Origin of the sequence: Mycolicibacterium flavescens (genome assembly GCF_001722335.1) — a bacterium.
Taxonomy (GTDB): domain Bacteria; phylum Actinomycetota; class Actinomycetes; order Mycobacteriales; family Mycobacteriaceae; genus Mycobacterium; species Mycobacterium flavescens.
Window position 1 is genome coordinate 237,825 of record NZ_MIHA01000001.1, and the last position, 26,364, is coordinate 264,188.

The 26,364-nt window shown below is 69.0% G+C and carries 31 protein-coding genes; 18 read left to right on the plus strand and 13 right to left on the minus strand.

Annotated features, from left to right (window positions below; translation table 11 throughout):
* The 7 genes from BHQ18_RS01145 to BHQ18_RS01175 are packed head-to-tail and all read left to right on the plus strand — an operon-like array spanning nucleotide 1 to nucleotide 4,492.
* Complete coding sequence (locus BHQ18_RS01145; protein WP_069411726.1) at nucleotides 1-345, plus strand: lycopene cyclase domain-containing protein; 345 nt, start codon at nucleotides 1-3, stop codon at nucleotides 343-345.
* Nucleotides 342-665, plus strand: a complete 324-nt coding sequence (locus BHQ18_RS01150) for a lycopene cyclase domain-containing protein (RefSeq protein WP_069411727.1) — start codon at nucleotides 342-344, stop codon at nucleotides 663-665. Before BHQ18_RS01145 ends, BHQ18_RS01150 begins: the two co-directional genes overlap by 4 nt.
* Nucleotides 662-1,384 carry a class I SAM-dependent methyltransferase gene (locus BHQ18_RS01155; RefSeq protein WP_069411728.1) on the plus strand — a complete coding sequence of 241 codons (723 nt, stop codon included), beginning with the start codon at nucleotides 662-664 and terminating at the stop codon, nucleotides 1,382-1,384. The genes BHQ18_RS01150 and BHQ18_RS01155 overlap by 4 nt, the downstream gene beginning before the upstream one ends.
* Nucleotides 1,381-2,898 (plus strand): FAD-dependent oxidoreductase, encoded by a 1,518-nt coding sequence (locus BHQ18_RS01160; protein ID WP_069411729.1) that lies wholly within the window; start codon nucleotides 1,381-1,383, stop codon nucleotides 2,896-2,898. The genes BHQ18_RS01155 and BHQ18_RS01160 overlap by 4 nt, the downstream gene beginning before the upstream one ends.
* Nucleotides 2,895-3,902, plus strand: a complete 1,008-nt coding sequence (locus BHQ18_RS01165; protein WP_069411730.1) for a Rieske (2Fe-2S) protein — start codon at nucleotides 2,895-2,897, stop codon at nucleotides 3,900-3,902. Before BHQ18_RS01160 ends, BHQ18_RS01165 begins: the two co-directional genes overlap by 4 nt.
* A 37-nt stretch (nucleotides 3,903-3,939) precedes the next feature.
* On the plus strand, nucleotides 3,940-4,149 hold the full coding sequence (locus BHQ18_RS01170) for a hypervirulence associated TUDOR domain-containing protein (RefSeq protein ID WP_069411731.1): 210 nt from the start codon (nucleotides 3,940-3,942) through the stop codon (nucleotides 4,147-4,149).
* Nucleotides 4,150-4,156: 7 nt separating this feature from the next.
* Nucleotides 4,157-4,492, plus strand: a complete 336-nt coding sequence (locus tag BHQ18_RS01175; RefSeq protein ID WP_069411732.1) for a DUF3140 domain-containing protein — start codon at nucleotides 4,157-4,159, stop codon at nucleotides 4,490-4,492.
* On the opposite strand, the gene idi is transcribed toward BHQ18_RS01175, so the two are convergent.
* Nucleotides 4,431-5,030 carry an isopentenyl-diphosphate Delta-isomerase gene (idi, locus tag BHQ18_RS28905; RefSeq protein ID WP_234794040.1) on the minus strand — a complete coding sequence of 200 codons (600 nt, stop codon included), beginning with the start codon at nucleotides 5,028-5,030 and terminating at the stop codon, nucleotides 4,431-4,433. The genes BHQ18_RS01175 and idi overlap by 62 nt on opposite strands.
* A 63-nt stretch (nucleotides 5,031-5,093) precedes the next feature.
* Entirely contained in the window at nucleotides 5,094-5,930 is an 837-nt protein-coding gene (locus BHQ18_RS01180; protein WP_069411733.1) for a MerR family transcriptional regulator, read from the minus strand.
* 135 nt (nucleotides 5,931-6,065) lie between these two features.
* Between BHQ18_RS01180 and BHQ18_RS01185 the strand changes: the two genes are divergently transcribed.
* Nucleotides 6,066-6,497 carry a hypothetical protein gene (locus BHQ18_RS01185; RefSeq protein WP_109789149.1) on the plus strand — a complete coding sequence of 144 codons (432 nt, stop codon included), beginning with the start codon at nucleotides 6,066-6,068 and terminating at the stop codon, nucleotides 6,495-6,497.
* A gap of 66 nt (nucleotides 6,498-6,563) precedes the next feature.
* Here the strand turns inward: BHQ18_RS01185 and ilvC are convergent, their stop codons facing one another.
* The 3 genes from ilvC to BHQ18_RS01200 all read right to left on the minus strand — a co-directional run bounded on the left by ilvC (nucleotide 6,564) and on the right by BHQ18_RS01200 (nucleotide 9,992).
* Nucleotides 6,564-7,565, minus strand: a complete 1,002-nt coding sequence (gene ilvC, locus BHQ18_RS01190) for a ketol-acid reductoisomerase (RefSeq protein ID WP_205866023.1) — start codon at nucleotides 7,563-7,565, stop codon at nucleotides 6,564-6,566.
* Nucleotides 7,566-7,626: 61 nt separating this feature from the next.
* Nucleotides 7,627-8,133, minus strand: a complete 507-nt coding sequence (ilvN, locus tag BHQ18_RS01195; RefSeq protein WP_069411735.1) for an acetolactate synthase small subunit — start codon at nucleotides 8,131-8,133, stop codon at nucleotides 7,627-7,629.
* Nucleotides 8,133-9,992, minus strand: coding sequence for an acetolactate synthase large subunit (locus BHQ18_RS01200; protein WP_069411736.1), 1,860 nt, complete (start codon nucleotides 9,990-9,992; stop codon nucleotides 8,133-8,135). The genes ilvN and BHQ18_RS01200 overlap by 1 nt, the downstream gene beginning before the upstream one ends.
* 303 nt (nucleotides 9,993-10,295) lie before the next feature.
* Between BHQ18_RS01200 and BHQ18_RS01205 the strand changes: the two genes are divergently transcribed.
* Entirely contained in the window at nucleotides 10,296-10,643 is a 348-nt protein-coding gene (locus BHQ18_RS01205; RefSeq protein ID WP_109789168.1) for a PH domain-containing protein, read from the plus strand.
* On the opposite strand, the gene BHQ18_RS01210 is transcribed toward BHQ18_RS01205, so the two are convergent.
* Entirely contained in the window at nucleotides 10,640-11,479 is an 840-nt protein-coding gene (locus BHQ18_RS01210; RefSeq protein ID WP_069411738.1) for a DoxX family protein, read from the minus strand. The genes BHQ18_RS01205 and BHQ18_RS01210 overlap by 4 nt on opposite strands.
* A 137-nt stretch (nucleotides 11,480-11,616) precedes the next feature.
* On the opposite strand from BHQ18_RS01210, the gene BHQ18_RS01215 reads away from it, so the two are divergent.
* The gene (locus BHQ18_RS01215) at nucleotides 11,617-12,738 is read left to right on the plus strand and encodes a PQQ-dependent sugar dehydrogenase (protein WP_069411739.1); all 1,122 of its coding nucleotides are present in this window, start codon (nucleotides 11,617-11,619) and stop codon (nucleotides 12,736-12,738) included.
* 150 nt (nucleotides 12,739-12,888) lie between these two features.
* Here BHQ18_RS01215 and BHQ18_RS01220 read toward each other — a convergent pair whose 3' ends face one another.
* Nucleotides 12,889-13,791 carry an oxygenase MpaB family protein gene (locus tag BHQ18_RS01220; RefSeq protein ID WP_069411987.1) on the minus strand — a complete coding sequence of 301 codons (903 nt, stop codon included), beginning with the start codon at nucleotides 13,789-13,791 and terminating at the stop codon, nucleotides 12,889-12,891.
* A gap of 85 nt (nucleotides 13,792-13,876) precedes the next feature.
* On the opposite strand from BHQ18_RS01220, the gene BHQ18_RS01225 reads away from it, so the two are divergent.
* Nucleotides 13,877-14,500 (plus strand): TetR/AcrR family transcriptional regulator, encoded by a 624-nt coding sequence (locus BHQ18_RS01225; RefSeq protein WP_069411740.1) that lies wholly within the window; start codon nucleotides 13,877-13,879, stop codon nucleotides 14,498-14,500.
* Here the strand turns inward: BHQ18_RS01225 and gatB are convergent.
* The 4 genes from gatB to gatC all read right to left on the minus strand — a co-directional run bounded on the left by gatB (nucleotide 14,497) and on the right by gatC (nucleotide 18,992).
* Entirely contained in the window at nucleotides 14,497-15,999 is a 1,503-nt protein-coding gene (gatB, locus tag BHQ18_RS01230; RefSeq protein WP_069411741.1) for an Asp-tRNA(Asn)/Glu-tRNA(Gln) amidotransferase subunit GatB, read from the minus strand. The two genes, BHQ18_RS01225 and gatB, sit on opposite strands and share 4 nt — an antisense overlap.
* A gap of 99 nt (nucleotides 16,000-16,098) precedes the next feature.
* Nucleotides 16,099-17,130: an ATP-dependent 6-phosphofructokinase gene (locus tag BHQ18_RS01235; RefSeq protein ID WP_069411988.1), complete on the minus strand. Its 1,032-nt coding sequence runs from the start codon at nucleotides 17,128-17,130 to the stop codon at nucleotides 16,099-16,101.
* 78 nt (nucleotides 17,131-17,208) lie between these two features.
* Nucleotides 17,209-18,696: an Asp-tRNA(Asn)/Glu-tRNA(Gln) amidotransferase subunit GatA gene (gene gatA / locus BHQ18_RS01240; RefSeq protein WP_069411742.1), complete on the minus strand. Its 1,488-nt coding sequence runs from the start codon at nucleotides 18,694-18,696 to the stop codon at nucleotides 17,209-17,211.
* On the minus strand, nucleotides 18,693-18,992 hold the full coding sequence (gatC, locus tag BHQ18_RS01245) for an Asp-tRNA(Asn)/Glu-tRNA(Gln) amidotransferase subunit GatC (protein WP_069411743.1): 300 nt from the start codon (nucleotides 18,990-18,992) through the stop codon (nucleotides 18,693-18,695). The genes gatA and gatC overlap by 4 nt, the downstream gene beginning before the upstream one ends.
* Before the next feature lie 69 nt (nucleotides 18,993-19,061).
* Between gatC and BHQ18_RS01250 the strand changes: the two genes are divergently transcribed.
* From BHQ18_RS01250 to BHQ18_RS01275, 6 genes are all read left to right on the plus strand, one after another.
* The gene (locus BHQ18_RS01250) at nucleotides 19,062-19,718 is read left to right on the plus strand and encodes an ACT domain-containing protein (RefSeq protein ID WP_069411744.1); all 657 of its coding nucleotides are present in this window, start codon (nucleotides 19,062-19,064) and stop codon (nucleotides 19,716-19,718) included.
* 81 nt (nucleotides 19,719-19,799) lie between these two features.
* On the plus strand, nucleotides 19,800-20,411 hold the full coding sequence (locus BHQ18_RS01255; protein ID WP_069411745.1) for a DUF4178 domain-containing protein: 612 nt from the start codon (nucleotides 19,800-19,802) through the stop codon (nucleotides 20,409-20,411).
* Between the two features lie 10 nt (nucleotides 20,412-20,421).
* A complete protein-coding gene (locus BHQ18_RS01260; protein WP_069411746.1) occupies nucleotides 20,422-20,919 on the plus strand; it encodes a DUF2617 family protein in 498 nt (165 codons plus the stop codon).
* On the plus strand, nucleotides 20,916-21,350 hold the full coding sequence (locus BHQ18_RS01265; protein ID WP_069411989.1) for a DUF4247 domain-containing protein: 435 nt from the start codon (nucleotides 20,916-20,918) through the stop codon (nucleotides 21,348-21,350). The genes BHQ18_RS01260 and BHQ18_RS01265 overlap by 4 nt, the downstream gene beginning before the upstream one ends.
* 34 nt (nucleotides 21,351-21,384) lie before the next feature.
* Nucleotides 21,385-21,843 carry a DUF350 domain-containing protein gene (locus tag BHQ18_RS01270; protein WP_069411747.1) on the plus strand — a complete coding sequence of 153 codons (459 nt, stop codon included), beginning with the start codon at nucleotides 21,385-21,387 and terminating at the stop codon, nucleotides 21,841-21,843.
* The gene (locus BHQ18_RS01275) at nucleotides 21,840-23,411 is read left to right on the plus strand and encodes a polyamine aminopropyltransferase (protein ID WP_069411748.1); all 1,572 of its coding nucleotides are present in this window, start codon (nucleotides 21,840-21,842) and stop codon (nucleotides 23,409-23,411) included. The genes BHQ18_RS01270 and BHQ18_RS01275 overlap by 4 nt, the downstream gene beginning before the upstream one ends.
* A gap of 3 nt (nucleotides 23,412-23,414) precedes the next feature.
* Here the strand turns inward: BHQ18_RS01275 and BHQ18_RS01280 are convergent, their stop codons facing one another.
* Together BHQ18_RS01280 and ligA are read right to left on the minus strand one after the other, a co-directional pair.
* On the minus strand, nucleotides 23,415-23,669 hold the full coding sequence (locus tag BHQ18_RS01280) for a metallothionein (RefSeq protein ID WP_069411990.1): 255 nt from the start codon (nucleotides 23,667-23,669) through the stop codon (nucleotides 23,415-23,417).
* A 63-nt stretch (nucleotides 23,670-23,732) separates the two neighbouring features.
* Nucleotides 23,733-25,841, minus strand: a complete 2,109-nt coding sequence (ligA, locus tag BHQ18_RS01285) for an NAD-dependent DNA ligase LigA (protein ID WP_069411749.1) — start codon at nucleotides 25,839-25,841, stop codon at nucleotides 23,733-23,735.
* Between the two features lie 94 nt (nucleotides 25,842-25,935).
* Between ligA and BHQ18_RS01290 the strand changes: the two genes are divergently transcribed.
* On the plus strand, nucleotides 25,936-26,340 hold the full coding sequence (locus BHQ18_RS01290; protein ID WP_069411750.1) for an MmcQ/YjbR family DNA-binding protein: 405 nt from the start codon (nucleotides 25,936-25,938) through the stop codon (nucleotides 26,338-26,340).
* Nucleotides 26,341-26,364: the final 24 nt, after the last annotated feature.

The following is a 26,364-nucleotide window of genomic DNA, read 5'->3' on the forward strand; positions in this document are numbered from 1 at the left end:
ATGGACCAGTGGCAGTACCTGATCGTGCTGGCGGCCTGCCTCGCGCTCACTGCGCCTCTGGAACTGCTCGGCCCCGGGGTGTACCGGCAGGCCGGGCGCGCCGCCCGCGCGATACTGCCGGTGGCCGCCGTGTTCGTGCTGTGGGACGCGATCGCGATCGTCGCCGACGTGTGGACCTACAACCCGCGCTACGTCACCGGCATCGACATCCTTGGCATGATGCCGCTCGAGGAACTGCTGTTCTTCATCGTCATCCCCCTCTGCGCACTGCTGACCTACAACGCGGTCACCACCATCCTCGGCCGGACGAAACGCACCCGGACACGTTCGGAGCAGACCACGTGAGCGGCCTGGGGTACACCCTGCCCGCCGTGCTGGCGGCGATCGCGGTAATCACCTGGGAGCTCGTCGTTTTGCGCACGGGCCTGTTCCGCAAGACCGCCTACTGGCTGTCGATCGCTATCGTGCTGGGCTTTCAGATCCCGGTCGACGGGTGGTTGACGAAGCTCAGCGCGCCGATCGTGATCTACGACGAGCAGCACACCACCGGGTTACGGTTCCCGTTCGACATCCCCGTCGAGGACTTCCTCTTCGGCTGGGCGTTGGTCACCGCGGTGCTGCTGCTGTGGGAACGTCAGCGGCAGGTGAGAAAGGAACAAGCGTGACGGTCAACGCGAGCGGCGATCCGACAGATGTGCCCGCGGCCTTCGACGATGGCGCTTCGGCGTATGACACGCTGGTCAACGCGAATCCCGGGTACCACGACCACCTGAGGATCTCCGCGCAACGCATGCGTCTGCCCGACCAGGGGCGCGGGCTGCGGTTGCTCGACGCAGGCTGCGGTACCGGCGCGTCGACCGCCGCGCTGCTGGCCGTCGCGCCGCACGCCGAGATCGTCGCGGTCGACGGGTCGGCGGGCATGCTGGCCGAGGCCGCGGCCAAGCAGTGGCCCGCGTCGGTCCGCTTCGTGCACAGCCGAATCGAAGACCTCGCCGACGCCGGGGTCGCCGGTCCGTTCGACGGGATCTTCGCCGCCTACCTGATCCGCAACCTGCCCGACCCCGACACCCAGCTGCGTACGTTCTGCTCGCTGCTGCGCCCGGGCGCGACGCTCGCGGTGCACGACTACTCGGTGCGCGATTCGAAGCTGGCCACCGCGGTGTGGAACGCGGTGTGCTTTGCGATCATCATCCCCAGCGGCAAGATCCGCAGCGGGGACGCGTCGCTGTACCGGTATCTGCGGCGCAGCGTGAACCGCTTCGACGGTGCCTCCGGTTTCCGGCAGCGCCTGCAGCGCACCGGGTTCACCGCGGTACGCAGCGACACCATGCCGGGTTGGCAGCGCAACATCGTGCACACCTTCCTGGCCGAGGCGCCCCGATGACCGACCGGCGCCGCGTCATGCACGCCGCGCCCCGTGGCGCACCGGACGCGACCTCGCTGCCCGAACAGCCCCGGGTGATTGTCGTCGGAGCCGGGATCGCCGGGCTGGCGGCGGCGACGGGTCTGGCCGAACGCGGCGTGCAGGTCGAGGTTCTCGAGCGCGAGGCCTACCTCGGTGGCCGCGTGGGCGGTTGGACCGAGGAACTCGACGACGGGACGCCGGTCGCGATGAACCGCGGTTTCCACGCGTTCTTCCGGCAGTACTACAACCTCCGGAACCTGTTGCGGCGCATCGATCCCGCGCTGGGGATGCTCTCCCCGGTGCTGGACTATCCACTGGTCGACCGGCAGGGCAGGCGCGACACGTTCCGCGGCCTGCCGCAGAGCCCGCCGCTGAACGCGGTGGCGTTCGCGTTGCGCAGCCCGACCTTCCGGCTGCGGGATCTGGTGCGGCTCAACGCGCGCGCCGCCGCCCCGCTGGCGGCGGTGAGCGTGCCCGGGATCTACACCGAACTCGACGACGTCGACGCCGATACGTTCCTGCGCAGCATCAACTTCCCGCCGGCAGCGCGGCATCTGGCGTTCGAGGTGTTCTCGCGCAGCTTCTTCGCCGAGCCGACCGACTTGTCGGCGGCGGAACTCGCGACGATGTTCCACATCTACTTCCTCGGCTCGAGCGAGGGCCTGGTGTTCGACGTCGCGAACGCCAACTTCGACGCCGCGCTGTGGGATCCGCTGCGCACCCACCTGCAGTCGCTGGGCGTACAAGTGCACACCGGCGTCTCGGTGACCGAGGTGCGCGCGGGAACCCGGTTCGAGGTGCGGACCGACCGCGGTGACGACCTCACCGCCGACGGCGTGGTGCTGGCCACCGACGTGACCGGTCTGCAGCGGATCGTCGCCGCTTCACCGGATCTCGGCGACCACGCGTGGCGCTCCCGGGTCGGCGCGCTGCACACCGCCCCGCCGTTCGTCGTGCACCGGTTGTGGCTGGACCAACCCGTCGACCCCGACCGCGCCGCGTTTCTCGGCACGGGCGGGCGGCCTCCGCTGGACAATGTCAGCGTGCTGGACAGATACGAGCGCGAGGCGATCGACTGGTCACGGCGCACCGGGGGTTCGGTCGTGGAGCTGCATTCCTACGCGGCGACCGATGACGTCGCCGACGTGACCAGCCGACTGCTGCCCCGCATGCACGAGCTGTACCCGGAGACCAAGAACGCCAACATCGTCGGTGAGCGTGTGCTGTGCCGCCAGGACTGTCCGCGGTTCGGCCCCGGCGATTTCGCGGCGCGCCCCACGGTGTCCACTCCGACTCCGGGGCTGGCGCTGGCGGGCGACGGTATCCGCATCGACCTGCCGGTCGCGTTGATGGAGCGGGCCGCCACCACCGGATGGGCGGCGGCCAACCTGCTGCTGGGACGCCACGGGGTCGCCGGACACGACCTGTACACCGTGCCCACCCAGGGTCGCTTCGCACCACTGCGGCGACTGGCTGAAAGGCAACTCCGATGAAGGTGTTCTCCGAACTGAGAGCGCGGGTCGCGAAAACCTCACCGTTCGAGGTGCTTCCGCGCACACCCTGGTCCGGTCAGGTGCCGACCTACGCCGACGCCGAGCCGGCCGTGATCAACACCGCGCTGCGCCGCTGCCGGCGCAGGCCCAGTGGGAACTGGTACGCGTTCGCCGCCAGCGACCGGATCGGAGCCCGTCCGGTCAGCGCCACCGTCGGCGGCGTCGAACTGGTGGCCTGGCGTACCGCTGACGGCAGCCTCGCCGTCGGACCCGCGGCGTGCCCGCACCTGGGCGCGGATCTGTCCACCGGGTCGGTGGACTGTGGTGTGCTCATCTGCCCGTGGCACGGCCTGCGGTTCGACGGCGGCCGCACGTGGGGCTGGCGGCCGCTGCCCGCCCACGACGACGGTGTGCTCGCATGGGTGCGGCTGGACCGCGTCGGCGGCGAAACTCCCACGGACACACCGATACTGCCCAAACGCCCGGACGGCGTCCAGATCTCGGCGGTGACCCGCCTTGACGGCACCTGCGAACCGGCCGACGTGATCGCCAACCGGCTCGACCCGTGGCACGGCGCATGGTTCCACCCGTATTCGTTCGCGCGCCTCGAGGTGCTCTCGGCCCCGCCCGCTGACGACGAACTCGCCGAGGACGACGACCGTTTCCTCGTCGCGGTCACGTTCCACATCGGCCGCCTCGGCGTCCCGGTGATCGCGGAGTTCACCGCGCCGGAACCGCGCACCATCGTGATGCGCATCGTCGACGGCGAGGGGGCGGGAAGCGTCGTCGAAACCCACGCCACCCCGCTGGGTCCCGGCGCCGACGGGCACCCGCGCACCGCGGTCATCGAAGCGGTCATCGCGCACTCGGACCGGCCGGGCTTCGTGCACGCGCTGCGCGGGGCGCCGTTGATCACCCCGCTGATGCGCAGCGCGGCCACCCGCCTGTGGCGCGACGACCTCGCCTACGCCGAACGGCTGTACCGCCTGCGCGCGCAGGCCTGACCCGTTTCGCCCCGGGCGCCCCGGGTATCCGGCCCCAATGAGCAAGGACATCAACAAGGGCGACAAGGTGCAGTGGAAGAGCCACGGCAGCACCGTGACCGGAACCGTCGAAGAGAAGATCACGTCGGACACCGAGGCCGCCGGGCGCACGGTGCGCGCCGATTCGGACAACCCGCAGTACCGGGTGCGCAGCGACAAGAGTGGTCGCGACGCCGTGCACAAGCCGGAATCGCTGAAGAAGAAGTAGGCGCTCGATGGCCACCGACGACCACGACGCCACGTACGCCGAGTTCACCGACACCGTCAACATGACGGCCGGTGAGCTCGAGAAGTGGCTGGACACCGCCGAATCCAAAGACGTGGGTCAGAAGTCCGGTGACGGCGAGTCGACCGGGCACGCCAGCGGCAGGCGCATCGTCGAACTGCTTCGGAAGAAGAAGTCAGAACTCGACGACGACGATTTCGCGCACATGCGCAAGGTTGTCGGCTATGCCCACCGTCATCTGGCGCAGAAACCTCAGGGCGACATCACCGATTCGGCGTGGCGCTACTCGCTGATGAACTGGGGTCATGACCCCAAGAAGAGTTAGCACCGTCGAGCAGCGGGATCTGCTCCATGGCCCACGGGCTGATCGCCCACGGCAACCCGGCCGCTGAGCGCAGCTGCTCCCAGGACACCCACATCCACTCCATGACCTCCGACGGGTCGGGCGCGAGTGGGCCGTCGCACCGTGCGACGAACACCGGGCAGATCTCGTTTTCGACCGTGCCGTCGGCCGCGACTGCCCGGTAACGGAAGTCGGGCAGCACGCACGTCGGCGCGCCGATCTTCACACCCAGTTCCTGTTGTGCGCGGCGACGGACCGCGTCGTCGACCTGCTCCCCCGGCGCGGGATGTCCGCAGAACGAGTTCGACCACACCCCCGGCCAGGTCTTCTTGCCCAGCGCTCGGCGGGTCAGCAGCACCCGGCCGTCACGGTCGAACAGATAACAGGAAAATCCCAGGTGCAGCGGTGTGGCCTCGTGGTGCACCGTGGTTTTGGCGGCGCTGCCGATGGGCTGGCCATCCTCATCGAGGAGGATCACGGATTCGCCATCGGTGGCCACCGCGGCCTCAGTCGTCGTCACAGACACCTCGTATACATACCCACAATCGCGATTCGCAATGATGCCAAAATCGCGCGTCCACCGTCACTCGGACACCTCCCAGCGGCGCAGCGCTTCGGCCAGGCTGCCGACGTGCACCCCCGGCGCGACATCCGGCACGTGCACCCAGCCGGGACCGGCGAGCACCACCTCGGCTTGCGCGCTCACCGCGCGCACGGTGTCCATGTCCGCGGTGTCGGCGCTGTGCGACCACAGCATCGCGGTGACCGGCACCGTGATCCGGCCGATCGCATCGATCAGCGCCCACGCGGGCACGTCGGCGCCGAGCATCAGCGCACCGTGCCCGCGTTCGCCGAGCGCGGCGCGCAGCGCCTCCAACGCCAGCACATGCGTTTCGCCTGCGGCACAAGCCAATACGATCGATGTCGTGGTTCCGGACGGCGCCAGCGGCACCCGCTGCAGTGCGCGTGACACCGCCCACGACAACGCGTGCTCGACGTCGATGCAGCCACCTTCGTCCTGCTGCCTGGACACGATCGCGGCGAAGGCGGGCCGCACGACGAGCTCCCAGGTGTCGAGCACACCGAAGTGCCGCAGGTGCGATTCGAGCAGCCGCCCCAGCGTCGGCAGGTCCAGCTCGAACGCGGCGCTCAGCAGCGCCTCGACATCACCGCGCGGCGGGGCGATCGACTCGGCCGCCATCTGGGCCGCGCTGCGCGGGCTGGCGCCGTCGCGGATCAGGGCGTGCATGCGCTGCACGACCGTGACGTCGTTCTCGCTGTAGAGGCGGTGCCGGCCGGGAACGTGGTGCGACGGGCCGACCCCGTAGCGCTGGCTCCAGCTACGCAGTGTGGCGGTCGGCACACCGACGCGTTCGGCCACGACGCGGACCGTGTACATCGGCTGGTCAGCGTCGGACATCGGAGCTGCTCATGGCGGTATCGACGCGGAGAGAGTAGACCGCGGACCCGGTCGGCAAACCCCGATCAATGCATTATCGATGCGGAGTTTCGTTATCAGGATAGACGGCCGGGCAGAAGCGGGTACCTGTCTGCCATGACCGATCAGCAGAAGGACGAACAGCACAGCCGCCCCGAGGGGCTCGACGACGCGACGGTGGAGGCCGTCGGCGGTGTCTCGGAGGCGTTGGAATGGGTGGAACGCGCCCGCGGACACCTGTACTCGTTTCACCAGTTGATGGGTCGCGCCGACCTGCTGCTCGGCGAGGCGTGCGACAAGCTGCGCGCCGCGGGCCACGACAGCGTCGCCCAGCGACTTGAGGAAGAGGTCGTCGGCCGCAACGTGCTCTACGGCCGCTGGACGTTCCAGATCGTCGAGGATTTCGACGACAGCTACTGGTCGGTGTTCCGCGACCACGAGCGCCGGGTGCGCGACGAGCTGCAGCAGGGCCGTCGGCACGTGTTCGAGTCGGAGATGAAGGAGCGGCGTCGCACCCAGGGCCGACCCGGGCACGAACACCGCCCCTGAAACTTGTGATTTCGGTGTCGTTGGTCGCGGTCAGCGCAACCAACGACACCGAAATCGCAGCTAGATTCAGGCCGTCTCGGTGATGGGCCGGTCCACCCAGCTCATCAGGTCGCGCAGCTTCTTGCCGGTCACCTCGATCGGGTGCTCGGCGTTCTGCTTGCGCAGGCCCTCGAGTTCCTTGTTGCCGCCCTCGACGTTGGCGACCAGACGCTTGACGAAGGTGCCGTCCTGGATCTCGGCGAGGATCTGCTTCATCCGCTCCTTGGTGCCGGCGTCGATCACCCGCGGCCCGGACAGGTAGCCGCCGAACTCGGCGGTGTCGGACACCGAGTAGTTCATCCGCGCGATGCCGCCCTCGTACATCAGGTCGACGATCAGCTTGAGCTCGTGCAGCACCTCGAAGTACGCCAGCTCGGGCTCGTAACCCGCCTCGACCATCACGTCGAAACCGGTCTTGACGAGTTCCTCGGTGCCGCCGCACAACACGGCCTGCTCACCGAACAGGTCGGTCTCGGTCTCGTCCTTGAACGTGGTCTTGATGACCCCGGCCCGGGTGCCGCCGATGCCCTTGGCGTACGACAGCGCCAGCGCCTGTCCCTCACCCTTGGGGTCCTGGTCGATCGCGATCAGGCAGGGCACGCCCTTGCCGTCGACGAACTGGCGGCGCACCAGGTGGCCGGGGCCCTTCGGGGCGACCATGCCGATCGTGACGTTGGCCGGCGGCGAGATCAGGTCGAAGTGGATGTTGAGACCGTGGCCGAAGAACAGCGCGTTGCCGTCCTCGAGGTTGGGCTCGATGTCGTTCTTGAAGATCTCGGCCTGCGCGGTGTCGGGGGCCAGCAGCATGATCACGTCCGCCCACTTGGCGACCTCGGCGGGAGTGTCGACCTCGAGGCCCTGCTCGGTGACCTTCTCCCGCGACTTGGAGCCCTCTTTGAGCCCGACCTTCACCTGGACACCGGAGTCGCGCAGGCTCAGCGAATGCGCGTGGCCCTGGCTGCCGTATCCGATGACGCCGACCTTGCGTCCCTGAATGACCGACAGGTCCGCATCGTCGTCATAGAACATCTCTACTGCCACTGAATTTCCTTATCTCTCACCTGATTTGGGGATACTCGTTATTCGGGTACTACTTGGTGGTGCCGATACCGCGCGGACCGCGGGACAGCGACACCACGCCGGACTGCACGATTTCGCGGATACCGTAAGGCTCCAGCACCCGCAGCAGCGCCTCGAGTTTCTCGGGCGTGCCGGTGGCCTCGATCGTCAACGACTCCGTGGACACGTCGACGACCTTGGCGCGGAACAGGTTCACCGCCTCGATGACCTGACCGCGGGTCGACGCGTCGGTGCGCACCTTGATCAGCGCCAGTTCGCGCGCGACCGAGTTGTCCTCTTCCTGCTCCACGATCTTGATCACGTTCACCAGCTTGTTGAGCTGCTTGGTGATCTGCTCCAGCGGTGCTTCCTCGACGCTGACGACGATCGTCATGCGCGACATGTTCTTCTGTTCGGTCGCGCCGACAGCCAGGGACTGGATGTTGAACCCGCGCCGCGAGAACAGCGACGCCACCCGGGCCAGCACACCGGGTTTGTCCTCGACGAGCACCGACAGCGTGTGCGTACGCGCGCTCATCAGGCATGCCCCTCTTCGTTGTCGAACAGCGGGCGGATGCCCCGTGCAGCCTGGATCTCGTCGTTGCCGGTGCCCGCGGCGACCATCGGCCAGACCTGCGCATCGGCGCCGACGATGAAGTCGATCACCACCGGGCGGTCGTTGATCTCACGTGCCTGGCGGATCACGTCCTCGACGTCTTCGGCACGCTCACAACGCAATCCGACGCAGCCCAGCGCCTCGGCCAGCTTCACGAAGTCGGGGATGCGGCGCGAGTGCGTCGACAGATCGGTCTGGCTGTAGCGCTCCTCGTAGAACAGGGTCTGCCACTGCCGCACCATGCCCAGGTTGCCGTTGTTGATCAACGCCACCTTGATCGGTGCGCCCTCGACCGCGCAGGTGGCCAGTTCCTGGTTGGTCATCTGGAAGCAGCCGTCACCGTCGATCGCCCACACCTCGGCCTCCGGGCGGCCGAACTTGGCGCCCATCGCCGCGGGCACCGCGAAGCCCATCGTGCCCAGCCCGCCGGAGTTCAGCCAGGTCTTGGGGTTCTCGTACTTCACGAACTGCGCGGCCCACATCTGGTGCTGGCCGACGCCGGCGACGTAGACCGCCTCCGGTCCGGCCATCTTGCCCAGCGTCTCGATGACGTACTCCGGGGACAGGCTGCCGTCGCTCTGCGGTCCGTAGCTCAGCGGGTAGGTGGCCTGCACCCCGCGCAGGTACTCCCACCAGTTGTCGATCGACAGCGAGGTGCCGTCGCGGCGGAGCGCCTCGATCAGCTCCCCGATCACCGCCTTGACGTCACCGACGATCGGCACGTCGGCGTGCCGGTTCTTGCCGATCTCGGCCGGGTCGATGTCGGCGTGGATCACCTTGGCGTCCGGGGCGAACGACTCCAGTTTGCCGGTCACCCGGTCGTCGAAGCGGGCGCCCAGCGTGATCAGCAGATCGCTGCGCTGTAGCGCGGCCACCGCGGCGACGGTGCCGTGCATACCGGGCATGCCGACGTTCTGCGGGTGGCTGTCGGGGAATGCGCCGCGCGCCATCAGCGTGGTGACCACGGGGATACCGGTCAGCTCGGCCAGCTCCAGCAGTTCGGCGCTGGCCTCGCCGCGGATCACGCCGCCGCCGACGTAGAGCACCGGCTTGCGCGAGGCCGCGATCAGCTTGGCCGCCTCGCGGATCTGGCGGTTGTGCGGTTTGGTGTTGGGCTTGTAGCCGGGCAGATCGATGCGCGGCGGCCAACTGAACGTGCACTGCGCCTGCAGCACGTCCTTGGGGATGTCGACCAGCACCGGGCCGGGGCGGCCGGTGGACGCGATGTGGAACGCCTCGGCGATCGCCTGCGCGATGTCGTCGCCGTTGCGCACCAGGAAGTTGTGCTTGGTGATCGGCATCGTGATCCCGGAGATGTCGGCCTCCTGGAATGCGTCGGTGCCGATCAGGCCGCGACCGACCTGACCGGTGATCGCGACCACCGGGATGGAGTCCATGTGCGCGTCGGCCAGCGGCGTGACCAGGTTGGTCGCGCCGGGACCCGAGGTGGCCATCATCACGCCGACCTTGCCGGTCGCGTGCGCGTAACCGCTGGCGGCGTGCCCGGCGCCCTGTTCGTGGCGGACCAGCACGTGGCGCAGCCGCTGCGAGTCGAACAGCGGGTCGTAGACCGGCAGCACGGCGCCGCCGGGGATGCCGAAGATCGTGTCGACGTCGAGTTCCTCCAGCGACCGGATCACCGCCTGCGCACCGGTCATCTGTTGCGGCGCAACATGTTTGGCGGGCGCGGCGGTGGTCTTCGGCGCCGGCTTGCCGGCATGCCCGTCGTCGGGCACGGTCGCGACCGCCTGCTCCAGCGGGCGTGTGGTGGGTGCGCTCACGGTGTTCGTTCTCCTAAATCCTGTTTCGGATCCGTGTCTAGGGTCTCAAATCGGTGGTCGGGCAAGAAAAAACCCCCGTCAGCTGGGCCGCTGTACGAGGGTCGCGCGTCGATGCTGGTGGCTATGCCCGAGTCTGGGCCAGCGCATCAACGCGCTTCCCAATTACTACGAGCGTGCCCAGGGTCTGCATAACCGTCGACGGTAGCCTCCGCACTGGTCACAGGTCAAATTGCCCTCCGATGCAAAGATGGCGGTGTGAGTTCTGAGGCCGCCCCCGCCCCCGTCGTCATCCGCATCTCGCCGATGGCTCACTTCGCCGTCGCGTTTCTGGCGCTCAGCCTGCTCACGCTGGTGCTGGCGGGTCTGCCGTGGGTGCTGGCACTGCTGGTCATCCCGGTCGGGCTGTCGGCGTACGTCGTGCGCAACCGCACCGTGGCCGACCGCGACACCGTCACCGCCCGCACGCTGCTGGGCAGCGAGACCCTGCGGTGGGACGACGTCGACGGTCTGCGCTTCGGGAAAGGGTCGGCGGCCTACGCCCACCTCAAGGACGGCCGCGATGTGCGCCTGCCCGCGGTGACCTTCGCGACGCTGCCGTTGTTGACCGAGGCCAGCGGCGGGCGCGTACCGAATCCGTACTCGACGGATTAGGCGAACGGGTTGCCGCCGTTGAGCACGACCCAGATCGCCACACCGGCGCCCACGCCGAGCACCAACGCGACGAACGATCCGACGAACGGCCGGCGGGCCCACCCGCGGCCCGCGTCGAATCCATAGCGGCCGGGTCCGGTCAGCACCAACACCGCGACCGCGCAGGCCAGGAACACCTGATATTCGTGGCCGTCGGTCAGGAAGTCCGACAGCCGGGCCTCTTCGTGGGCGACCATCGCCTGCGCCAGCACGCCGGTGACCAGATAGGCCAGCGCGCCCGCGGCGGCCACCGGGGTGAACAGGCCGAGGATCAGCAGCACGCCGGCAGCGATCTGCCCGCCGGTCGCGACGTAGGTCAAAATGTCGGCGTAGCGGAAGCCCATGTCGGACAGTTCGGTTTCCCAGCCGTTGAGCCCGGGTCCGCCCCACAGCCCGAACGCCTTCTGCAGGCCGTGGCCGATGAACAGCACACCGATCGCCACCCGCAGCAGCAGCAGGCCCAGGTCCAGGGTGCCGCGACGGTCCGCGCCGCGCGCCATCGGATCGGGTTCGATCTCGGCCGGTTCGGCACCATAACCGCCCATCGCGTGCCGCCCGCCCGGCTGGACGTACGGCAGCGGTTCGGGCTCGTGCAGCAGCCCGAAGGCGGGCGCCGCGGGCTGCGCCGGGGCCGCGGCGCCGGCGTCGTAGTGCGGGATCGCGGTGGTCTCGAAGTCGCCGCCGTAATTGGCGACCGGAAGGTCGTCCTCGGGATCGACCAGGCTCGCCGACACCGGTCGCCCGGCCGCGTCGTCGGGCCGCTGCCAGGTGCGTGGGTCATTGCTATGACTGGTCACATGGCCAGAGTAAGTGCACATCACCCGGTAGCCGGGTATTGGCGCGGCGCTTCGGCACGCCAATTCGCGTGCTCACCGGGGGCGCGGGCGCGGGTGCGCGTGGCGCGTCCGGCGGATTGATCCGTAACCTGGCTCGCATGAGTGTGCGCCGGCCGCTGCGGGGTGTGTTCGCTGTGCTGTGTGCGGCGCTGCTCGTGGGATCCGGGTGCGCGCGGTTCGACGACGCCCAGTCCCAGCCCTTCACCACCGAACCCGAGCTGGCGCCGGGGCCGACGTCGACGCCGCCGCCGCCACCGCCGCTGCCGCCGACCCCGTTCCCCAAGGAGTGCCCGGCGCCCGGCGTCATGCAGGGCTGCCTGGACAGCACCAGCGGGCTGATCATGCTGCCGGACAGCCAGTCCGCGTTGGTCGCCGAGCGCACCACGGGTGTGGTGAAGGAGATCTCGGTGCGGGCCGAGCCGAAGGTCAAGACGACGCTTCCGGTCGACGGTTCCGGTGACGGCGGGCTGATGGACATCGCGATGTCGCCGACCTACCAGCAGGACCGGTTGATGTACGCCTACGTCAGCACCCCCACCGACAACCGGGTGATCCGCATCGCCGACGGCGACATCCCCAAGCCGATCCTGACCGGTATCCCGAAGGGGGCCGACGGCAACACGGGGTCGTTGATCTTCACCAGCCCGACGACGCTGCTCGTGCAGACCGGGGATGCGGGCAACCCGGCCGACGCCGCCAACCCCGGGTCGCTGGCGGGCAAGGTGCTGCGCATCGAGCAGCCCACCACCGTCGATCAGGCCCCGACGACGACGGCGCTGTCGGGTCTGGGCGCCGGCGGCGGGATGTGCCGCGACGGGTCGGACGGGTCGCTGTACATCACCGACCGGACCCCGACCGGTGACCGCCTGCAGCGGATCACCAAGGACTCCAAGACCTCGACGGTGTGGACCTGGCCCGACCGTCCCGGGGTGGCCGGCTGCGCGGCGCTCGACGGCACCGTGCTGGTGAACCTGGTCAACACCAAGCAGACCGTCGCGGTGCGGATGGCGCCCGAAACCGGTGCGGTCACCGGCGATCCCGAGGTGGTGCGCCAGGATCAGCACGGCCACGCCTGGGCGCTGGCGATGTCGCCCGACGGCAACATCTGGGGCGGCACGGTGAACAAGACCGCAGGCGACGCGCAGAAGCTCGACGACGTGGTGTTCCCGTTGTTCCCGCAGGGCGGCGGCTTCCCGCGCAAGAACGAAGACGCCACCTGATTTGATTGCGCGCCAATAAAACTCAGCCGTCGACCATTCGCAGGCCGACGCGCGACGCTGGCGCATTCCCCGAGCGTGCCCGCCACCGCGACGCCGACCGCGCCGAAGCTCTCGGCGATCGCCGCCTGGGATGTGCTGGTGTCGGCCCGATCAGGCGTGTGCGATCAACCGCTCCCGCGCCTCGGCCGGGGTGACGGTGTGCGCATTGGTTGGCGCCCCAGAGGTCAGGTGAGCTTCGAGCACGTCGGCGGTCGCGGGGGCGATGCGACGGGCGACCGCCAGCATCGGCCGGCGGTCGAGGGCCGACAGCGCCCGGATCCAGGCCCGCGCGATCGGGGTGACCGCCGCGTCGACGGCCGCGGGCTGATCGAACCTGCCCATCTGCCGCATCCATCGGGGCAGTGTCGCGATGGCCGCGGGTGCCAGCAGGCGACTACCCGCCCACAGCTGCACGCCGCGGTCGCGTGGCGTGTACAGCAGATAGTGCATTGCGCGGTCGGCGTGTTCTGAAGTGCACAACCTCCCGCGGACCTCGGAGAAGTACTGCCGCACCTCATCTCGTGACGCCGGCACGTCGGCGGGTTTGCACGTCTGCAGTTCGGCGGCGATCCGCGCTTCGGCCCAGAATCGGGATTCCTCGGCCGGCGACAACGGGCCGGGCCCATACCGTTCGTAGCACTTGAGCACCGAATGCCATCCGGTGATGTGGATCCACAGCTGTGAGTCCGGGTGGTTGGCGCTGTAGCGCGCGCCGGTGATCGGCTCGATGCCCTTGGCGTGGGCGTGCACCCGCATCAGGGCGTCGGCCACCCCGACGGCGGTGCGGCCGTCGGCCACCGCGACGGTCAGGAAATAGGCCAGGGTGCGGTCGAGTCGACCGCGCGGATCGTCGTATATGCCCGCGCTGTCCGCGACCGCGGCGGCCAGGAACGGATCGAAGTGTTCGAGCACCACCGCGCGCTGGAAACCGATCAGCGCGGTCGGCGCGGCCCAGACCTTCCAACTCGGCGAGTCCGGTCCGAAGAACCCGTAGTCGTCGCGCCTGATCTCCATCGCGTCCACCTCCTGTCACCCCGCGAATAGAACGCCACCGTAGCAATTGACCGCAGCGAATACAACGGTGGCGTAACATTGGCGCATGGCCCAGGCCCGTCGTAAGTACGCACCGCGGTTACCACCCGAACAGCGGCGCGAGCAGTTGCTCGACGCTGCCATGACCGTGCTCGCCGACAACCCGTTGCACGAGCTCAGCATGGAATCGGTGGCCGAAGCCGCTGGTGTCGGAAAACCGGTGCTGTACACAGTTTTTCGCACGCGCAGCGAACTGGTGTCGGCACTGCTGAGCCGCGAACACGAACGCGGGGTCACTCAGGTCCGCGACGCGATGCCCGACGACCTGTCCGTACGGGGGCCGACCGGCGCGTACGTCGCGACCATCTCTACGTTTCTCGGCGTGGTGCTGGCGAACCCGACCCGGTGGCGGCTCATCCTGACCCTTCCTGACAGCGCGCCGCGCGAGTACCGCGGCGCGCTACGGCGGGCGCGGTCGTCGATCCTGTCCCAGGCTGAGCAACTCGCCAAGGCGGGCGCGGCGCTCGACCCGCGACTGGCCGACCTGGATCCGACCCTGCTGGGTCACACCATGTTGTCGTTCGCCGAGATGCTGGGCCGGCTGGCGGTCAGCGAACCGCAGACGTATCCACGCGAACGGCTCGAACAGTTCGCGGCGGCGGCGCTGGGCCTGGCGCGACGGCGGCCCTAGCCGCAGGCCGCGAGCACCAGTTCGCGCACCCGGGCCGCGTCGGCCTGACCCTTGGTCGCCTTCATCACCGCGCCGACGATCGCGCCCGCGGCCTGCACCTTGCCGCCGCGGATCTTCTCGACGACGTCGGGGTTGGCGGCCAGCGCCTCGTCGACGGCCGACTGCAGCGCGGAGTCGTCGCGCACGACCTCCAGGCCGCGGTCCTTCATCACCTGTTCGGGCTCGCCTTCACCGGCGAGCACGCCTTCGACGACCTGACGGGCCAGCTTGTTCGACAGCTTGCCGTCGTCGACCAGCTTGACCACCGCGGCCACCTGCGACGGCGAGATCGGTAGCGCATCGAGTTCGACCCCCGCCTCGTTGGCCTTCTGCACCAGGAAGTTTCCCCACCAGGCGCGGGCCGCGTCGCTGGAGGCGCCCTGTTCGACGGTGGCGGCGATGAGGTCGAGCGCGCCGATGTTGACCAGGTCGCGCATCACCTCGTCGGAGATGCCCCAATCGTCCTGAATTCGCTTGCGCAGCACCCACGGCAGCTCGGGGATGGTCTTGCGCAGGCGCTCCACCCACTCGGCGTCGGGGGCGACCGGTTCGAGGTCGGGTTCGGGGAAATACCGGTAGTCCTCGGCGGTTTCCTTGCTGCGGCCCGGCGAGGTGTAGCCGTCCTCGTGGAAGTGCCGGGTCTCCTGGGTGACTCGGCCACCGGAGTCGAGAACCGCGGCCTGACGGCGCATCTCGTAGCGGACCGCAACCTCCACGCTCTTGAGCGAGTTGACGTTCTTGGTCTCGGTGCGGGTGCCGAATTCCTTCTGGCCGACCGGCTTCAGCGAGACGTTCGAGTCGCAGCGCATCGAGCCCTGGTCCATCCGGACGTCCGATACTCCCAAGCCGCGCAACAGGTCTCGCAGCGCGGTCACATAGGCTCGGGCGATCTCTGGGGCCCGCGCGCCGGTGTTCTCGATCGGCTTGGTGACGATCTCGATCAGCGGCACCCCGGAGCGGTTGTAGTCGATCAGCGACGTGGTGGCGCCCTCGATGCGGCCGGTGTCGCTGCCGAGGTGGGTCAGCTTGCCGGTGTCCTCCTCCATGTGGGCGCGCTCGATCTCGACCCGCCAGGTGGTGCCGTCGTCGAGCGGCACTTCCAGGTAGCCGTTGATCGCGATCGGCTCGTCGTACTGGCTGATCTGGTAGTTCTTCGGCATGTCCGGGTAGAAGTAGTTCTTGCGCGCGAACCGGCACCACGGCACGATCTCGCAGTTGAGCGCCAGCCCGATCCGGATCGCCGACTCGACGGCCTGCTGGTTGAGCACCGGCAGCGACCCCGGCAGTCCCAGGCACACCGGGCACACCTGCGTGTTGGGCTCGGCGCCGAACCGGTTGGCGCACCCGCAGAACATCTTGGTCGCGGTGGACAGTTCCACGTGGACTTCCAGTCCCAGCACCGGCTCGTAACGCGCAACGACGTCGTCGTAGTCGATCAGATCGGCGGTCGCAGCAGTCATACCCCTGATCCTAGTGGGTCACCTTTTCCCGGCGAGCAGACGCAAAGTGCCCTCAAACAGCCGCGAAACGGGTCACTTTGCGTCTGTTCGCCGAAATAATCAGCCGAAGAACTCCGCGGCGTCGTCGTAGCGGCTCTGCGGGACCAGCTTGAGCTGGCGCACCGCATCGGCCAGCGGCACCCGGCCGATCTCCTGGCCGCGCAGCGACACCATCATCCCGTACTCCCCCGCATGCGCGGCGTCGGCGGCGTTGACACCGAAGCGGGTGGCCAGCACCCGATCGAACGGGGTCGGGGTGCCGCCGCGCTGCACGTGACCCAGCACGGTGACCCGGACCTCCTTGTTGATCCGCTTCTCCACCTCGAGCGCAAGTTGCTGCGCGACGCCGGTGAACCGCTCGTGGCCGAACTCGTCGATGCCGCCCTGGCGCAACTGCATCGACCCCTCGGCGGGTTTGGCGCCCTCGGCCACCACGCAGATGAAGTGCGAATCACCGCGCACGAAGCGCTGTTTGATCAACCGGCAGACCTCTTCGACGTCGAAGGGCTGCTCGGGGATCAGGGTCATGTGCGCGCCGGACGCCAGCCCGGCGTTCAGCGCGATCCAGCCGGCGTGGCGGCCCATCACCTCGACGAGCATCACCCGCTGATGCGATTCGGCGGTGCTGTGCAGCCGGTCGATCGCCTCGCTGGCCACGCCCAGCGCGGTGTCGTGGCCGAACGTCACGTCGGTGCAGTCGATGTCGTTGTCGATGGTCTTGGGCACCCCGACCACCGGCACGTTCTCCTCGGACAGCCAGTGCGCGGCGGTCAGCGTGCCCTCACCGCCGATCGGGATCAGCACGTCGATGCCGTTGTCGTCGAGCGTCTGCTTGATCTGCTCCAGCCCGGCGCGCAGCTTCTCCGGATGCACCCGCGCGGTGCCGAGCACCGTGCCGCCCTTGGCGAGCAGCCGGTCGTTGCGGTCGTCGTTGGCCAGCTGGATGCGACGGTTCTCCAGCAGCCCGCGCCACCCGTCGAGGAATCCGACCACCGACGAGCCGTACCGCACGTCGCAGGTGCGCACCACGGCTCTGATCACCGCGTTCAGTCCTGGACAGTCACCGCCGCCGGTGAGCACTCCGATCCGCATGTCCTCATCCTCCCCGAGCGCACGCATGTTCGCGCCCTCTGTCGACGTTTGTGCGCAACGACCGCGCGCCCGACGGCCTCAGAGCGCGGTGGGCAGCGGTCCGCGGGCGGCCTCGTAGGCGGCGCCGACGCGGTACAGCCGGTCGTCGGCCATGGCGGGCGCCATGATCTGCAACCCGACGGGCAGGTTGTCGTCCGACGACAGCCCCGACGGCACCGACATGCCGCAGTGCCCGGCCAGGTTCAGCGGCAGCGTGCACAGGTCGAACAGGTACATCGCCAGCGGATCGTCGACCTTCTCGCCCAACCCGAAGGCCGTCGTCGGTGTGGTCGGGGTGACCAATACGTCGACCCTCTGGTACGCCTCGTCGAGGTCACGCGCGATCAGCGTACGGACCTTCTGCGCCTGGTTGTAGTAGGCGTCGTAGTAGCCCGCCGACAACGCATAGGTGCCGATCATGATGCGCCGCTTGACTTCCGGGCCGAATCCGGCGGCCCGCGTCATCGCCATCACCTCTTCGGCGCTGTGGGTGCCGTCGTCGCCGACCCGCATCCCGAAGCGCATCGCGTCGAAGCGGGCGAGGTTGCTCGACACCTCCGACGGCAGGATCAGGTAATAGGCGGGAAGCGAGTAGTCGATGTGCGGGCAGTCGACCTCGGTGACCTCGGCGCCCAGCGCGGTCAGCTGTTCGACCGCGGCGTCGAACGACGCCAGCACACCGGCCTGGTAGCCGTCGCCGCGCAGCTGCTTGACCACGCCGACGCGCACACCCTTCAGGTTCCCGGACGCCCCGGCCCTGGCGGCGGCCACCACATCGGGCACCGCGGCGTCGACCGACGTCGAGTCCCGCGGGTCATGGCCGGCGATCACCTCGTGCAGCAGCGCGGTGTCGAGCACGGTGCGCGCGCACGGACCACCCTGATCCAGCGACGACGCGCAGGCGATCAGCCCGTACCGCGACACCGTGCCGTAGGTCGGCTTGACTCCGACCGTCGACGTCAGCGCCGCCGGCTGGCGGATCGAGCCGCCGGTGTCGGTCCCGATGGCCAGCGGGGCCTGAAATGCCGCCAGCGCGGCCGCGCTGCCGCCGCCCGAGCCGCCGGGGACGCGGTCGACGTCCCACGGGTTGCGGGTGGGCCCGTACGCCGAGTTCTCGGTCGACGAACCCATCGCGAACTCGTCCATGTTGGTCTTGCCCAGGATCGGGATCCCGGCCGCGCGCAACCGGATCGTCACCGTCGCGTCGTAGGGCGACGTCCAGCCCTCGAGGATCTTGGACCCACACGTGGTCGGCATGTCGGTGGTGGTGAACACGTCCTTGAGCGCCAACGGCACCCCGCTCAGCGCCGAGGGCAGCGTCTCACCGGCGGACACCGCGGCGTCGACGGTGGCGGCGGCGGCCAGCGCCTCCTCCTCGGCGACGTGCAGGAACGCGTGGTACTTCTCGTCGGTCGCCGCGATCTGATCCAGGCAGGCCCGGGTGACCTCGGTCGACGACACCTCCTTGGCGGCGATCTTGGTGGCCAGTGTCGCCGCGTCCATCCGGGTCAGCTCCGAGGCGCTCATTCGGCCTCCCCCAGAATCCGCGGCACCGCGAACCGACCCTCGGCGGCCTTGGGCGCCTGGTCGAGCGCTTCGTCCTGCGACAGGCTGGGCAGCACCACGTCGGGGCGGAACACGTTGACATCGGTGAGCGGATTGTCAGTGGGGTCGACGCCTGCGACGTCGACGGATTGGATCTGGCTGACGTGGTCGATGATCGCGCCCAACTGCCCGGCGTAGCTGTCCAACTCGTCCTCGGTCAAAGCGAGGCGGGCCAGCCGCGCCAGGTGGGCGACCTCGTCTCGGGAGATTTGCGACACGACAAGCAGCCTAGTCACCGCCGTTGAGGCCGGAATGCTCAGCGTCGGGTGCTGTGAAACAGTGTGCGCGTGCGTTCGTACCTACTGCGCGTCCAGCTCGAGGACCGACCGGGCAGTCTCGGCTCGCTGGCCGTGGCGCTCGGTTCGGTGGGCGCCGACATCCTCTCGCTCGACGTCGTGGAGCGCGCCGCCGGATACGCGGTCGACGACCTCGTCGTCGAACTGCCCGCGGGTGCGATGCCCGACATGCTGATCACCGCCGCCGAGCAGCTCAAGGGCGTCTACGTCGACAGCATCCGGCCGCACACCGGGCTGCTCGAGGCGCACCGCGAACTCGAACTGATCGACCACATCGCCGCCGCGCCGCGCGACCGGAAGCTGCAGGTCCTCGTCGACGAGGCACCGCGCGTGCTGCGGGTCGGCTGGGCCACCGTGATCCGGTTGACCGACGCGGGACCCGAACGGCTCGTCGGCAGCCCCAGCGCACCGGAGACGCAGACCGCCGCCACGCCGTGGCTGCCGCTCGAACACGCCGAGGCCCTCGACGCCGACGCCGACTGGGTGCCGCAGCCGTGGCGCGACATGGACACCACGCTGGCCGCCGCCCCGCTCCGCGATCCGCGGACCGCGCTGGTGCTGGGCCGTCCCGGCGGCCCGCTGTTCCGGCCGTCCGAGGTCGCGCGCCTGGGGTATCTGGCCGGCGTCGTCGCGACGATCCTGCGCTGAAATCGCGCCCCGGGCGCCCACCGGAGTGACTGTTACCGTGGGTTCCGACCGTCCCGCTCACCGTCGAACGGAAGGTTCCGGGTGGACACGCTGCTGATCCTGCTCGCCGCCGTGCTACTCATCGCGGCAGTCATCGTTCTGGTGATGGCGTTGCAGCGGCCCAAGAAGAAAGCCCGCCCCCAGGAGCGCGAGGACCCGCTGAAGTTCGCGGCCACCATGCCGCAGTTCGGCCCGCGCCAGCTCGGGCCCGGCGCCATCGTCGCCCACGGCGGGATCGACTACGTCGTCCGCGGCTCGGTCACCCTGCGCCAGGGCCCGTTCGTCTGGTGGGAGCACCTGCTCGAAGGCGGGCCGGAACCGCTGTGGTTCGGCGTCGAAGAGGACGAGGGGCGCCTCGAGTTGGTGATGTGGAAGCGACGGAAGGATCTGGCGCTGCAGCCGGGTGGAGACCTCGTCGTCGACGGGGTGACGTGTCGCGAAATCGAGCGCGGCAGTGCATCTTTCACCACGGAAGGCACCACGGGGCTGCCTGCAGGCGGTGAGATGGACTTCGTCGACTACGCCGACGCCGACGAGGGTGTGCTGCTCGGTTTCGAGCGGTGGGCACCCGACATGCCGTGGGAGATCTCGACCGGCAGGTCGGTGCGCCCCGGTGAGCTCACGGTGTACCCGGCGCCGTCGCCCGGCACCTAGGAATTCTGAATTGCCCTTTCATCGGCTCGCTGTGGAACCGGTCGACGTGTCCGGTACGACACTGCGACTCGCGCTCAACGCGCCTCCGCCGGAAACACTGGCGACGAGTGTGTTGTCCAGCGACACCAGCACACTGGCGCTCGGCGTGCTCGGCGCATCACATCTGATCACCATCGAAGGCACCAAAACCGTTTTCTCCGAAGAAGTTTCCTGCACAGCCCGGACCGACACCGCGCTGCCCGGGGCGGCAACCGCGCCGGGCTACCGCATCGAGTCGCGCACCGAGTTCTGTGACCCGACAGAGTTCCGGCGTCTGGCGCACCGGTTGCGCGTCAGCTGCGAACGCGACGACGGTTGGCTCGGCGGCGCCTTCCCCGGCGACGACGCCGCGCTGACCGCGCTGTCCGCCGAACCGGACCGTGACGGATGGCGGTGGCAGACCTGGCATCTGTACCCGGGCGAGGCCGGCGGCACAGTCGTCTACACGCAGAGCCGGTGGCAGCCGTGAGCCGCAATGGTCTTTTCCTGCTGGCCGCCGGGCTCGCGGTGGCCGGGATCGCCTGCCTGATCATGGGCGTCTCCCTGCAGAACCGCGACATCCGCACCCACGTCGCCGAGAACTACGCCGCGTACTCGCGATCGGGCGAGGCCACCAGCTACGAATGCGACGGATCACCGACCGAGGTGGCCGACCGGCTCGCCGACTATCAGAGCCCCGAGGCCCGCGCCACCGACCGCGGCACCGAATACCTGCGCTACCAAGACGACATCGTGATCGTCGGACCCGACGGGGACCGGCCGTGCACGATCCGCGTCGAGGACGTCCGCGGCAGCAGATACATGGGCGGCGGTTTCATCTTCCTCGGGCCGGGCTTTTTCCCCGGCGCGCCCGCGGGCGGTTCCGGCGGCAGTTCAGGCGGGCCGGGTGGGTCGAAATGACATGCGCAACAGGCCGATCAGGTAAGGAGAACCCATGAATCTGGCCCTGGTTGAATTCGGGACCGTCAGCGGCGAGAGCCTCATCCAGAACGTCGTCGCCGCGATCCTCTACTTCATCATCGGCGTCGCCGTGCTCGCCGCCGGCTTCGTGATGGCCGACGTGTTGACGCCGGGAAACCTGCGCCATTTGGTGTTCGTCGAACGACGGCCAAACGCCGTCGCGGTCGCCTCGGGCATGTACGTCGCACTGGCGATCGTGGTGAGTTCGGCGATCGTGGCCAGTTCGGCCGAACTCGGCCAGGGCCTCGTCGACGCGGCGGTGTACGGACTGGTCGGGGTCGCGCTGCAAGGCCTGGCGCTGGTGGTGCTGGAACTCGCCGTCCCGGGACGGTTCCGCGACCTGATCACCGAGGAACGGCTTCATCCGGCCGCGATCGCCACCGCGGTGGCCCTGCTGGCTGTGGGAGGGGTGAACGCCGCGGCGCTGTCATGACGGCGCCCGAGGACGAAACCGTCCACGCCGCACCGCGATTGGGCGGGTCGGCGACGCGGTGGCGGGCGGTGCTGTTCGCGGCCGTGGCGACGTGCGCGGCGTGCGGCATCGTCTACGAACTGGCGCTGCTGACCCTGTCGACCAGCCTGCACGGCGGCGGGGTGACCGCGATGTCGTTGATCGTCGCCGGCTACGTCGCCGCGCTGGGCGTGGGGGCGCTGCTGGTCAAACCGCTGCTGCACCGCGCCGCGTTGACGTTCATCGCGGTGGAGACCGCGCTGGCGATCATCGGCGGGCTGTCGGCCGCGGCGCTCTACGTCGCGTTCGCGTTCATCGGCGGATCGCTGTGGGTGCTCGTGGTCGGCACCGCGCTGATCGGCTGCCTGGTCGGCGCCGAGGTCCCGCTGCTGATGACGTTGCTGCAGCGCGGCCGGGTCGCGGCGGCCACCGACACCGGTCGTGTGCTGGCCAACCTGAACGCCGCCGACTACCTGGGCGCCCTGGTCGGTGGCCTGCTCTGGCCGTTCCTGCTGCTGCCGCAGCTGGGCATGATCCGCGGCGCCGCGGCCACCGGGATCATCAACCTGGTCGCCGCGGGCGTCGTCGCGCTGTTCCTGTTGCGCCGCATCGTCAGCGGGCGCGAACTGGCCGCGGCGCTGACAGCGCTGACCGCCGCGCTGGTCCTGCTGGTCACGCTGCTGGTCAATGCTGACGGGATCCAGACCTCGACGCGCCAACGGCTTTACGCGGACCCGATCATCGCCTATCAGCAGTCGCCGTATCAGGAGATCGTCGTCACCCGCCGTGGTGACGACACCCGGCTCTATCTCGATGGCGGGCTGCAGTTCTCGACGCGCGACGAGTACCGCTACACCGAGAGCCTGGTCTACCCGGCGCTGGCCAACCACCCGCGTTCGGTGCTGGTGCTCGGCGGCGGCGACGGCCTGGTGGCGCGGGAATTGCTGCGGCAGAACGGCATCGAGAATATCGTGCAGGTGGAGCTGGATCCCGCCGTGATCGAGATGGGACGCACGACGCTGCGCGACGCCAATGCCGGTGCACTGGACGACCCGCGGGTGCACGTCGTGATCGACGACGCCATGCGCTGGTTGCGCGAACACCCGGACCGGAGTTTCGGCGCGGTGATCGTCGACCTGCCCGACCCGGACACTCCCGCGCTGGGCCGGTTGTACTCAGTGGAGTTCTACGCGTTGATCTCTCGCGTGCTGACCCCTGACGGTCTGGTCACGGTGCAGGCGGGCAGCCCGTTCTCCACACCGGCCGCATACTGGCGCACGGTGTCGACGGTCGAGGCGGCCGGGTTCGCGGTGACGCCGTACCACGTGCACGTGCCCACGTTCGGGGACTGGGGTTTCGTGCTGGCCCGCCGCGGTCCGACCCCGCCGACGCCGAGACTGCCGGGCGAGGTGCCGCCGCTGCGGTATCTCGATCAGCGCGCGCTGGACGCCGCGACGGTGTTCGGCGCCGACACCGCGCCGCAGAACCTGACGCCGTCGACGCTGGACCACCCCCGGGTCGTCGATGACGTCCGGCGCGGGTACCGCTGAAGCTCAGCCGCCCGCGGGCACCGGCCAGCGGTCGTTGACGTCGGCATTGCTGTCCTTGCGTGCGCAGTGCGCGCAGCAGAACATCGCCTCTTCGGTCTCGATGCCGTGGCCCAGGATGCGGCAGCCGCAGTGCGCACACTCGGGCGCCAACTGCATCGCCGCACACTCCACGCTGTCGAACGTCGCGCTGCGGCCGTCGGGCCAGGACACGGTGAACGCCTTGTCGTAGTCGTTGCCGCAGGTATCGCAGATCGCCATCACCACTCCTTGGTCGCTTCGCCCAACCGTGTGCCCCGTGAACACGGCGGACAAACGCGCGCCTCAGTCGCTCTTGGGCCCGTTCTGCAGCAACTCGGCGAAGCCGTCCTCGTCGAGGATGGGCACCCCGAGCTCGACGGCCTTGTCGTACTTCGACCCTGGCGAGTCGCCGGCGACCAGGTAGGCGGTCTTCTTCGACACCGAACCCGCCGCCTTGCCGCCCCGGGCGACGATCGCTTCCTTGGCCTCGTCGCGGGAGAAACCGGTCAGCGATCCGGTGACGACGATCGACAGCCCTTCGAGGGTGCGCTCGATGCTGGCGTCGCGCTCGTCGGCCATCCGCACGCCCGCGTCGCGCCACTTGTCGACGATGGCGCGGTGCCAGTCGACGGTGAACCATTCGGTGACCGCCGCGGCGATGGTCGGGCCCACCCCTTCCACCACTGCCAGTTCGTCTTCGGAGGCGGCCATGATCGCGTCGAGGCTGCCGTACTCGGTGGCCAGCGCGCGCGCCGCCGTCGGGCCCACATGCCGGATCGACAACGCCACCAGAACCCGCCACAGCGGTTGCGCCTTGGCCTTGTCCAGGTTGGCCAGCAAGCGTTTTCCGTTCGCCGACAGGTCGCCCTTCTTGGTGGTGAACAGGTCGGTGCGCAGCAGGTCGTCTTCGGTGAGGGTGAACAGGTCACCCTCGTCGGAGATGACGCCGGCCTGCAGCAGCGCGGTTCCGGCCTCGTAGCCGAGACCTTCGATATCGAACGCGCCCCGGCCCGCGACGTGAAACACGCGCTCCCGCAACTGCGCCGGGCAGCTGCGGGTGTTGGGGCAGCGGATGTCGGCGTCGCCCTCTTTGGCCGGGGCGAGTTGGGTGCCGCATTCGGGGCAGTGCGTCGGCATCTCGAATTCGCGTTCGGAGCCGTCGCGCAGATCCACCACCGGCCCGAGCACCTCGGGAATGACGTCGCCGGCCTTGCGGATCATCACCGTGTCGCCGATCAGCACCCCTTTGCGTTTGACCTCGGAGGCGTTGTGCAGCGTGGCCTGGCTGACCGTCGAGCCGGCGACCTTCACCGGCTCCATCCAGGCGAACGGGGTGACCCGGCCGGTGCGCCCGACGTTGACCTTGATGTCGAGCAGTTTGGTCTGCGCCTCTTCGGGCGGGTACTTGTACGCGATGGCCCAGCGCGGCGCGCGTGACGTCGACCCGAGCCGGCGTTGCAGCGCCACGTCGTCGACTTTGACCACCACACCATCGATTTCGTGTTCGACGTCGTGGCGGTGCTCACCCCAGTAGGCGATGCGTTCGCTGACCGCGTCCAGTCCGTGCACCTGCGCGGTGTGCTCGCTGACCGGCAGTCCCCACGCCTTGAGCGCGCGGTAGGCGTCGTGCAGCGTCTTGGGCCGGAATCCGTCGACACGTCCGAGGCCGTGGCAGATCATCCGCAGTTTGCGGCGGGCGGTGACGGCCGGGTTCTTCTGCCGCAGCGAACCGGCCGCGCTGTTGCGCGGATTGGCGAACGGCGGTTTGCCCTCCGCGACGAGGCCGGCGTTGAGCTCTTCGAAGTCGGCGACCCGGAAGAACACCTCGCCGCGGACTTCGAGGACCTTCGGGATCGGGAATTCGTCGTTCTCGGTGAGCTTGTGGGGAACGTCGGCGATGGTGCGGGCATTGAGGGTGACGTCCTCACCGGTGCGCCCGTCGCCGCGGGTGGCGCCGCGTTCCAGGCGGCCGTCCCGGTAGACCAGTGACAGCGCCACCCCGTCGATCTTGAGCTCGCACAGGAACTTCACGTCGTCGCCGATCTCGCCCTTGAGCCGGCCCGCCCAGGCGGCGAGTTCGTCGGGGGTGAACGCGTTGTCGAGGCTCAGCATCCGCTCGAGGTGTTCGGCGGGAGTGAACTCGGTGGCGAAGCCGGCGCCACCGACCAGCTGGGTCGGCGAGTCGGCGGTGCGCAGTTCGGGGTGTTCGTCCTCGAGTGCCTGCAGTTCGCGCAGCAGGGTGTCGAACTCGGCGTCGGTGATGATCGGAGAGTCACGGACGTAGTAGCGGAACTGGTGTTCGCGGACCTGCTCGGCGAGCTCCTGCCACCGACGGCGCAGATCGGCGTCCGGGCCGCCTTCGGCCTGCTGGGCCAGCGTCGTCTCCGGATTTGGGCTTGCCTTGGCGCTCACCCTCGAAGGCTAACCGAGGGGGCCGACACGGCTCGACGAACCCGACACCGTCGGATGCCCGGACGCGTCTGCGCATCCGGCTACCCTGACCGCCATGCCGCATCCGGTCATGTTCCGCGACGACGACTTCGGTCTGGCCGAGGTGCGCGAGATCGCGCTCGGCTTCCCCGAGGCCTTCGAGAAGATCTCCTGGGGTCGGCCGGTGTTCTGCGCGCCGAAGATGTTCGCGTTGTACGGCGGCAGCGTCAAGCCCGCGGCCAAGGGCGACGACTACATCCAGTACCGGCACTCCGTCCTGGTCAAGGTCGACGAGTCCGACCGCCAGGCCCTCGAGCAGGACGACCGGTTCTTCTTCCCCGCCTACATGGGTCCGTTCGGCTGGCTCGGACTCGACCTGACGGCCGGCAGGACCGACTGGGACGAGGTGCGCGAACTGATCGACGCCTCGTTCCGGTTGACCGCTTCCAAGAAACTCGTCCGGTTGCTCGACGAAGGTTGACGGGGCGGCGGTCGGCCATGGTTC

Excerpts from the sequence above, each read along its gene's own strand:
- BHQ18_RS01145 (WP_069411726.1), top strand. The coding sequence starts at position 1 with ATGGACCAGTGGCAGTACCTGATCGTGCTGGCGGCCTGCCTCGCGCTC.
- BHQ18_RS01160 (WP_069411729.1), top strand. The coding sequence starts at position 1,381 with ATGACCGACCGGCGCCGCGTCATGCACGCCGCGCCCCGTGGCGCACCG.
- BHQ18_RS01165 (WP_069411730.1), top strand. The coding sequence starts at position 2,895 with ATGAAGGTGTTCTCCGAACTGAGAGCGCGGGTCGCGAAAACCTCACCG.
- BHQ18_RS01170 (WP_069411731.1), top strand. The coding sequence starts at position 3,940 with ATGAGCAAGGACATCAACAAGGGCGACAAGGTGCAGTGGAAGAGCCAC.
- BHQ18_RS01175 (WP_069411732.1), top strand. The coding sequence starts at position 4,157 with ATGGCCACCGACGACCACGACGCCACGTACGCCGAGTTCACCGACACC.
- BHQ18_RS01180 (WP_069411733.1), bottom strand. The coding sequence starts at position 5,930 with ATGTCCGACGCTGACCAGCCGATGTACACGGTCCGCGTCGTGGCCGAA.
- BHQ18_RS01185 (WP_109789149.1), top strand. The coding sequence starts at position 6,066 with ATGACCGATCAGCAGAAGGACGAACAGCACAGCCGCCCCGAGGGGCTC.
- ilvC (WP_205866023.1), bottom strand. The coding sequence starts at position 7,565 with ATGTTCTATGACGACGATGCGGACCTGTCGGTCATTCAGGGACGCAAG.
- ilvN (WP_069411735.1), bottom strand. The coding sequence starts at position 8,133 with ATGAGCGCGCGTACGCACACGCTGTCGGTGCTCGTCGAGGACAAACCC.
- BHQ18_RS01205 (WP_109789168.1), top strand. The coding sequence starts at position 10,296 with ATGGCTCACTTCGCCGTCGCGTTTCTGGCGCTCAGCCTGCTCACGCTG.
- BHQ18_RS01215 (WP_069411739.1), top strand. The coding sequence starts at position 11,617 with ATGAGTGTGCGCCGGCCGCTGCGGGGTGTGTTCGCTGTGCTGTGTGCG.
- BHQ18_RS01220 (WP_069411987.1), bottom strand. The coding sequence starts at position 13,791 with ATGGAGATCAGGCGCGACGACTACGGGTTCTTCGGACCGGACTCGCCG.
- BHQ18_RS01225 (WP_069411740.1), top strand. The coding sequence starts at position 13,877 with ATGGCCCAGGCCCGTCGTAAGTACGCACCGCGGTTACCACCCGAACAG.
- gatB (WP_069411741.1), bottom strand. The coding sequence starts at position 15,999 with ATGACTGCTGCGACCGCCGATCTGATCGACTACGACGACGTCGTTGCG.
- BHQ18_RS01235 (WP_069411988.1), bottom strand. The coding sequence starts at position 17,130 with ATGCGGATCGGAGTGCTCACCGGCGGCGGTGACTGTCCAGGACTGAAC.
- gatA (WP_069411742.1), bottom strand. The coding sequence starts at position 18,696 with ATGAGCGCCTCGGAGCTGACCCGGATGGACGCGGCGACACTGGCCACC.
- BHQ18_RS01270 (WP_069411747.1), top strand. The coding sequence starts at position 21,385 with ATGAATCTGGCCCTGGTTGAATTCGGGACCGTCAGCGGCGAGAGCCTC.
- BHQ18_RS01275 (WP_069411748.1), top strand. The coding sequence starts at position 21,840 with ATGACGGCGCCCGAGGACGAAACCGTCCACGCCGCACCGCGATTGGGC.
- BHQ18_RS01280 (WP_069411990.1), bottom strand. The coding sequence starts at position 23,669 with ATGGCGATCTGCGATACCTGCGGCAACGACTACGACAAGGCGTTCACC.
- BHQ18_RS01290 (WP_069411750.1), top strand. The coding sequence starts at position 25,936 with ATGCCGCATCCGGTCATGTTCCGCGACGACGACTTCGGTCTGGCCGAG.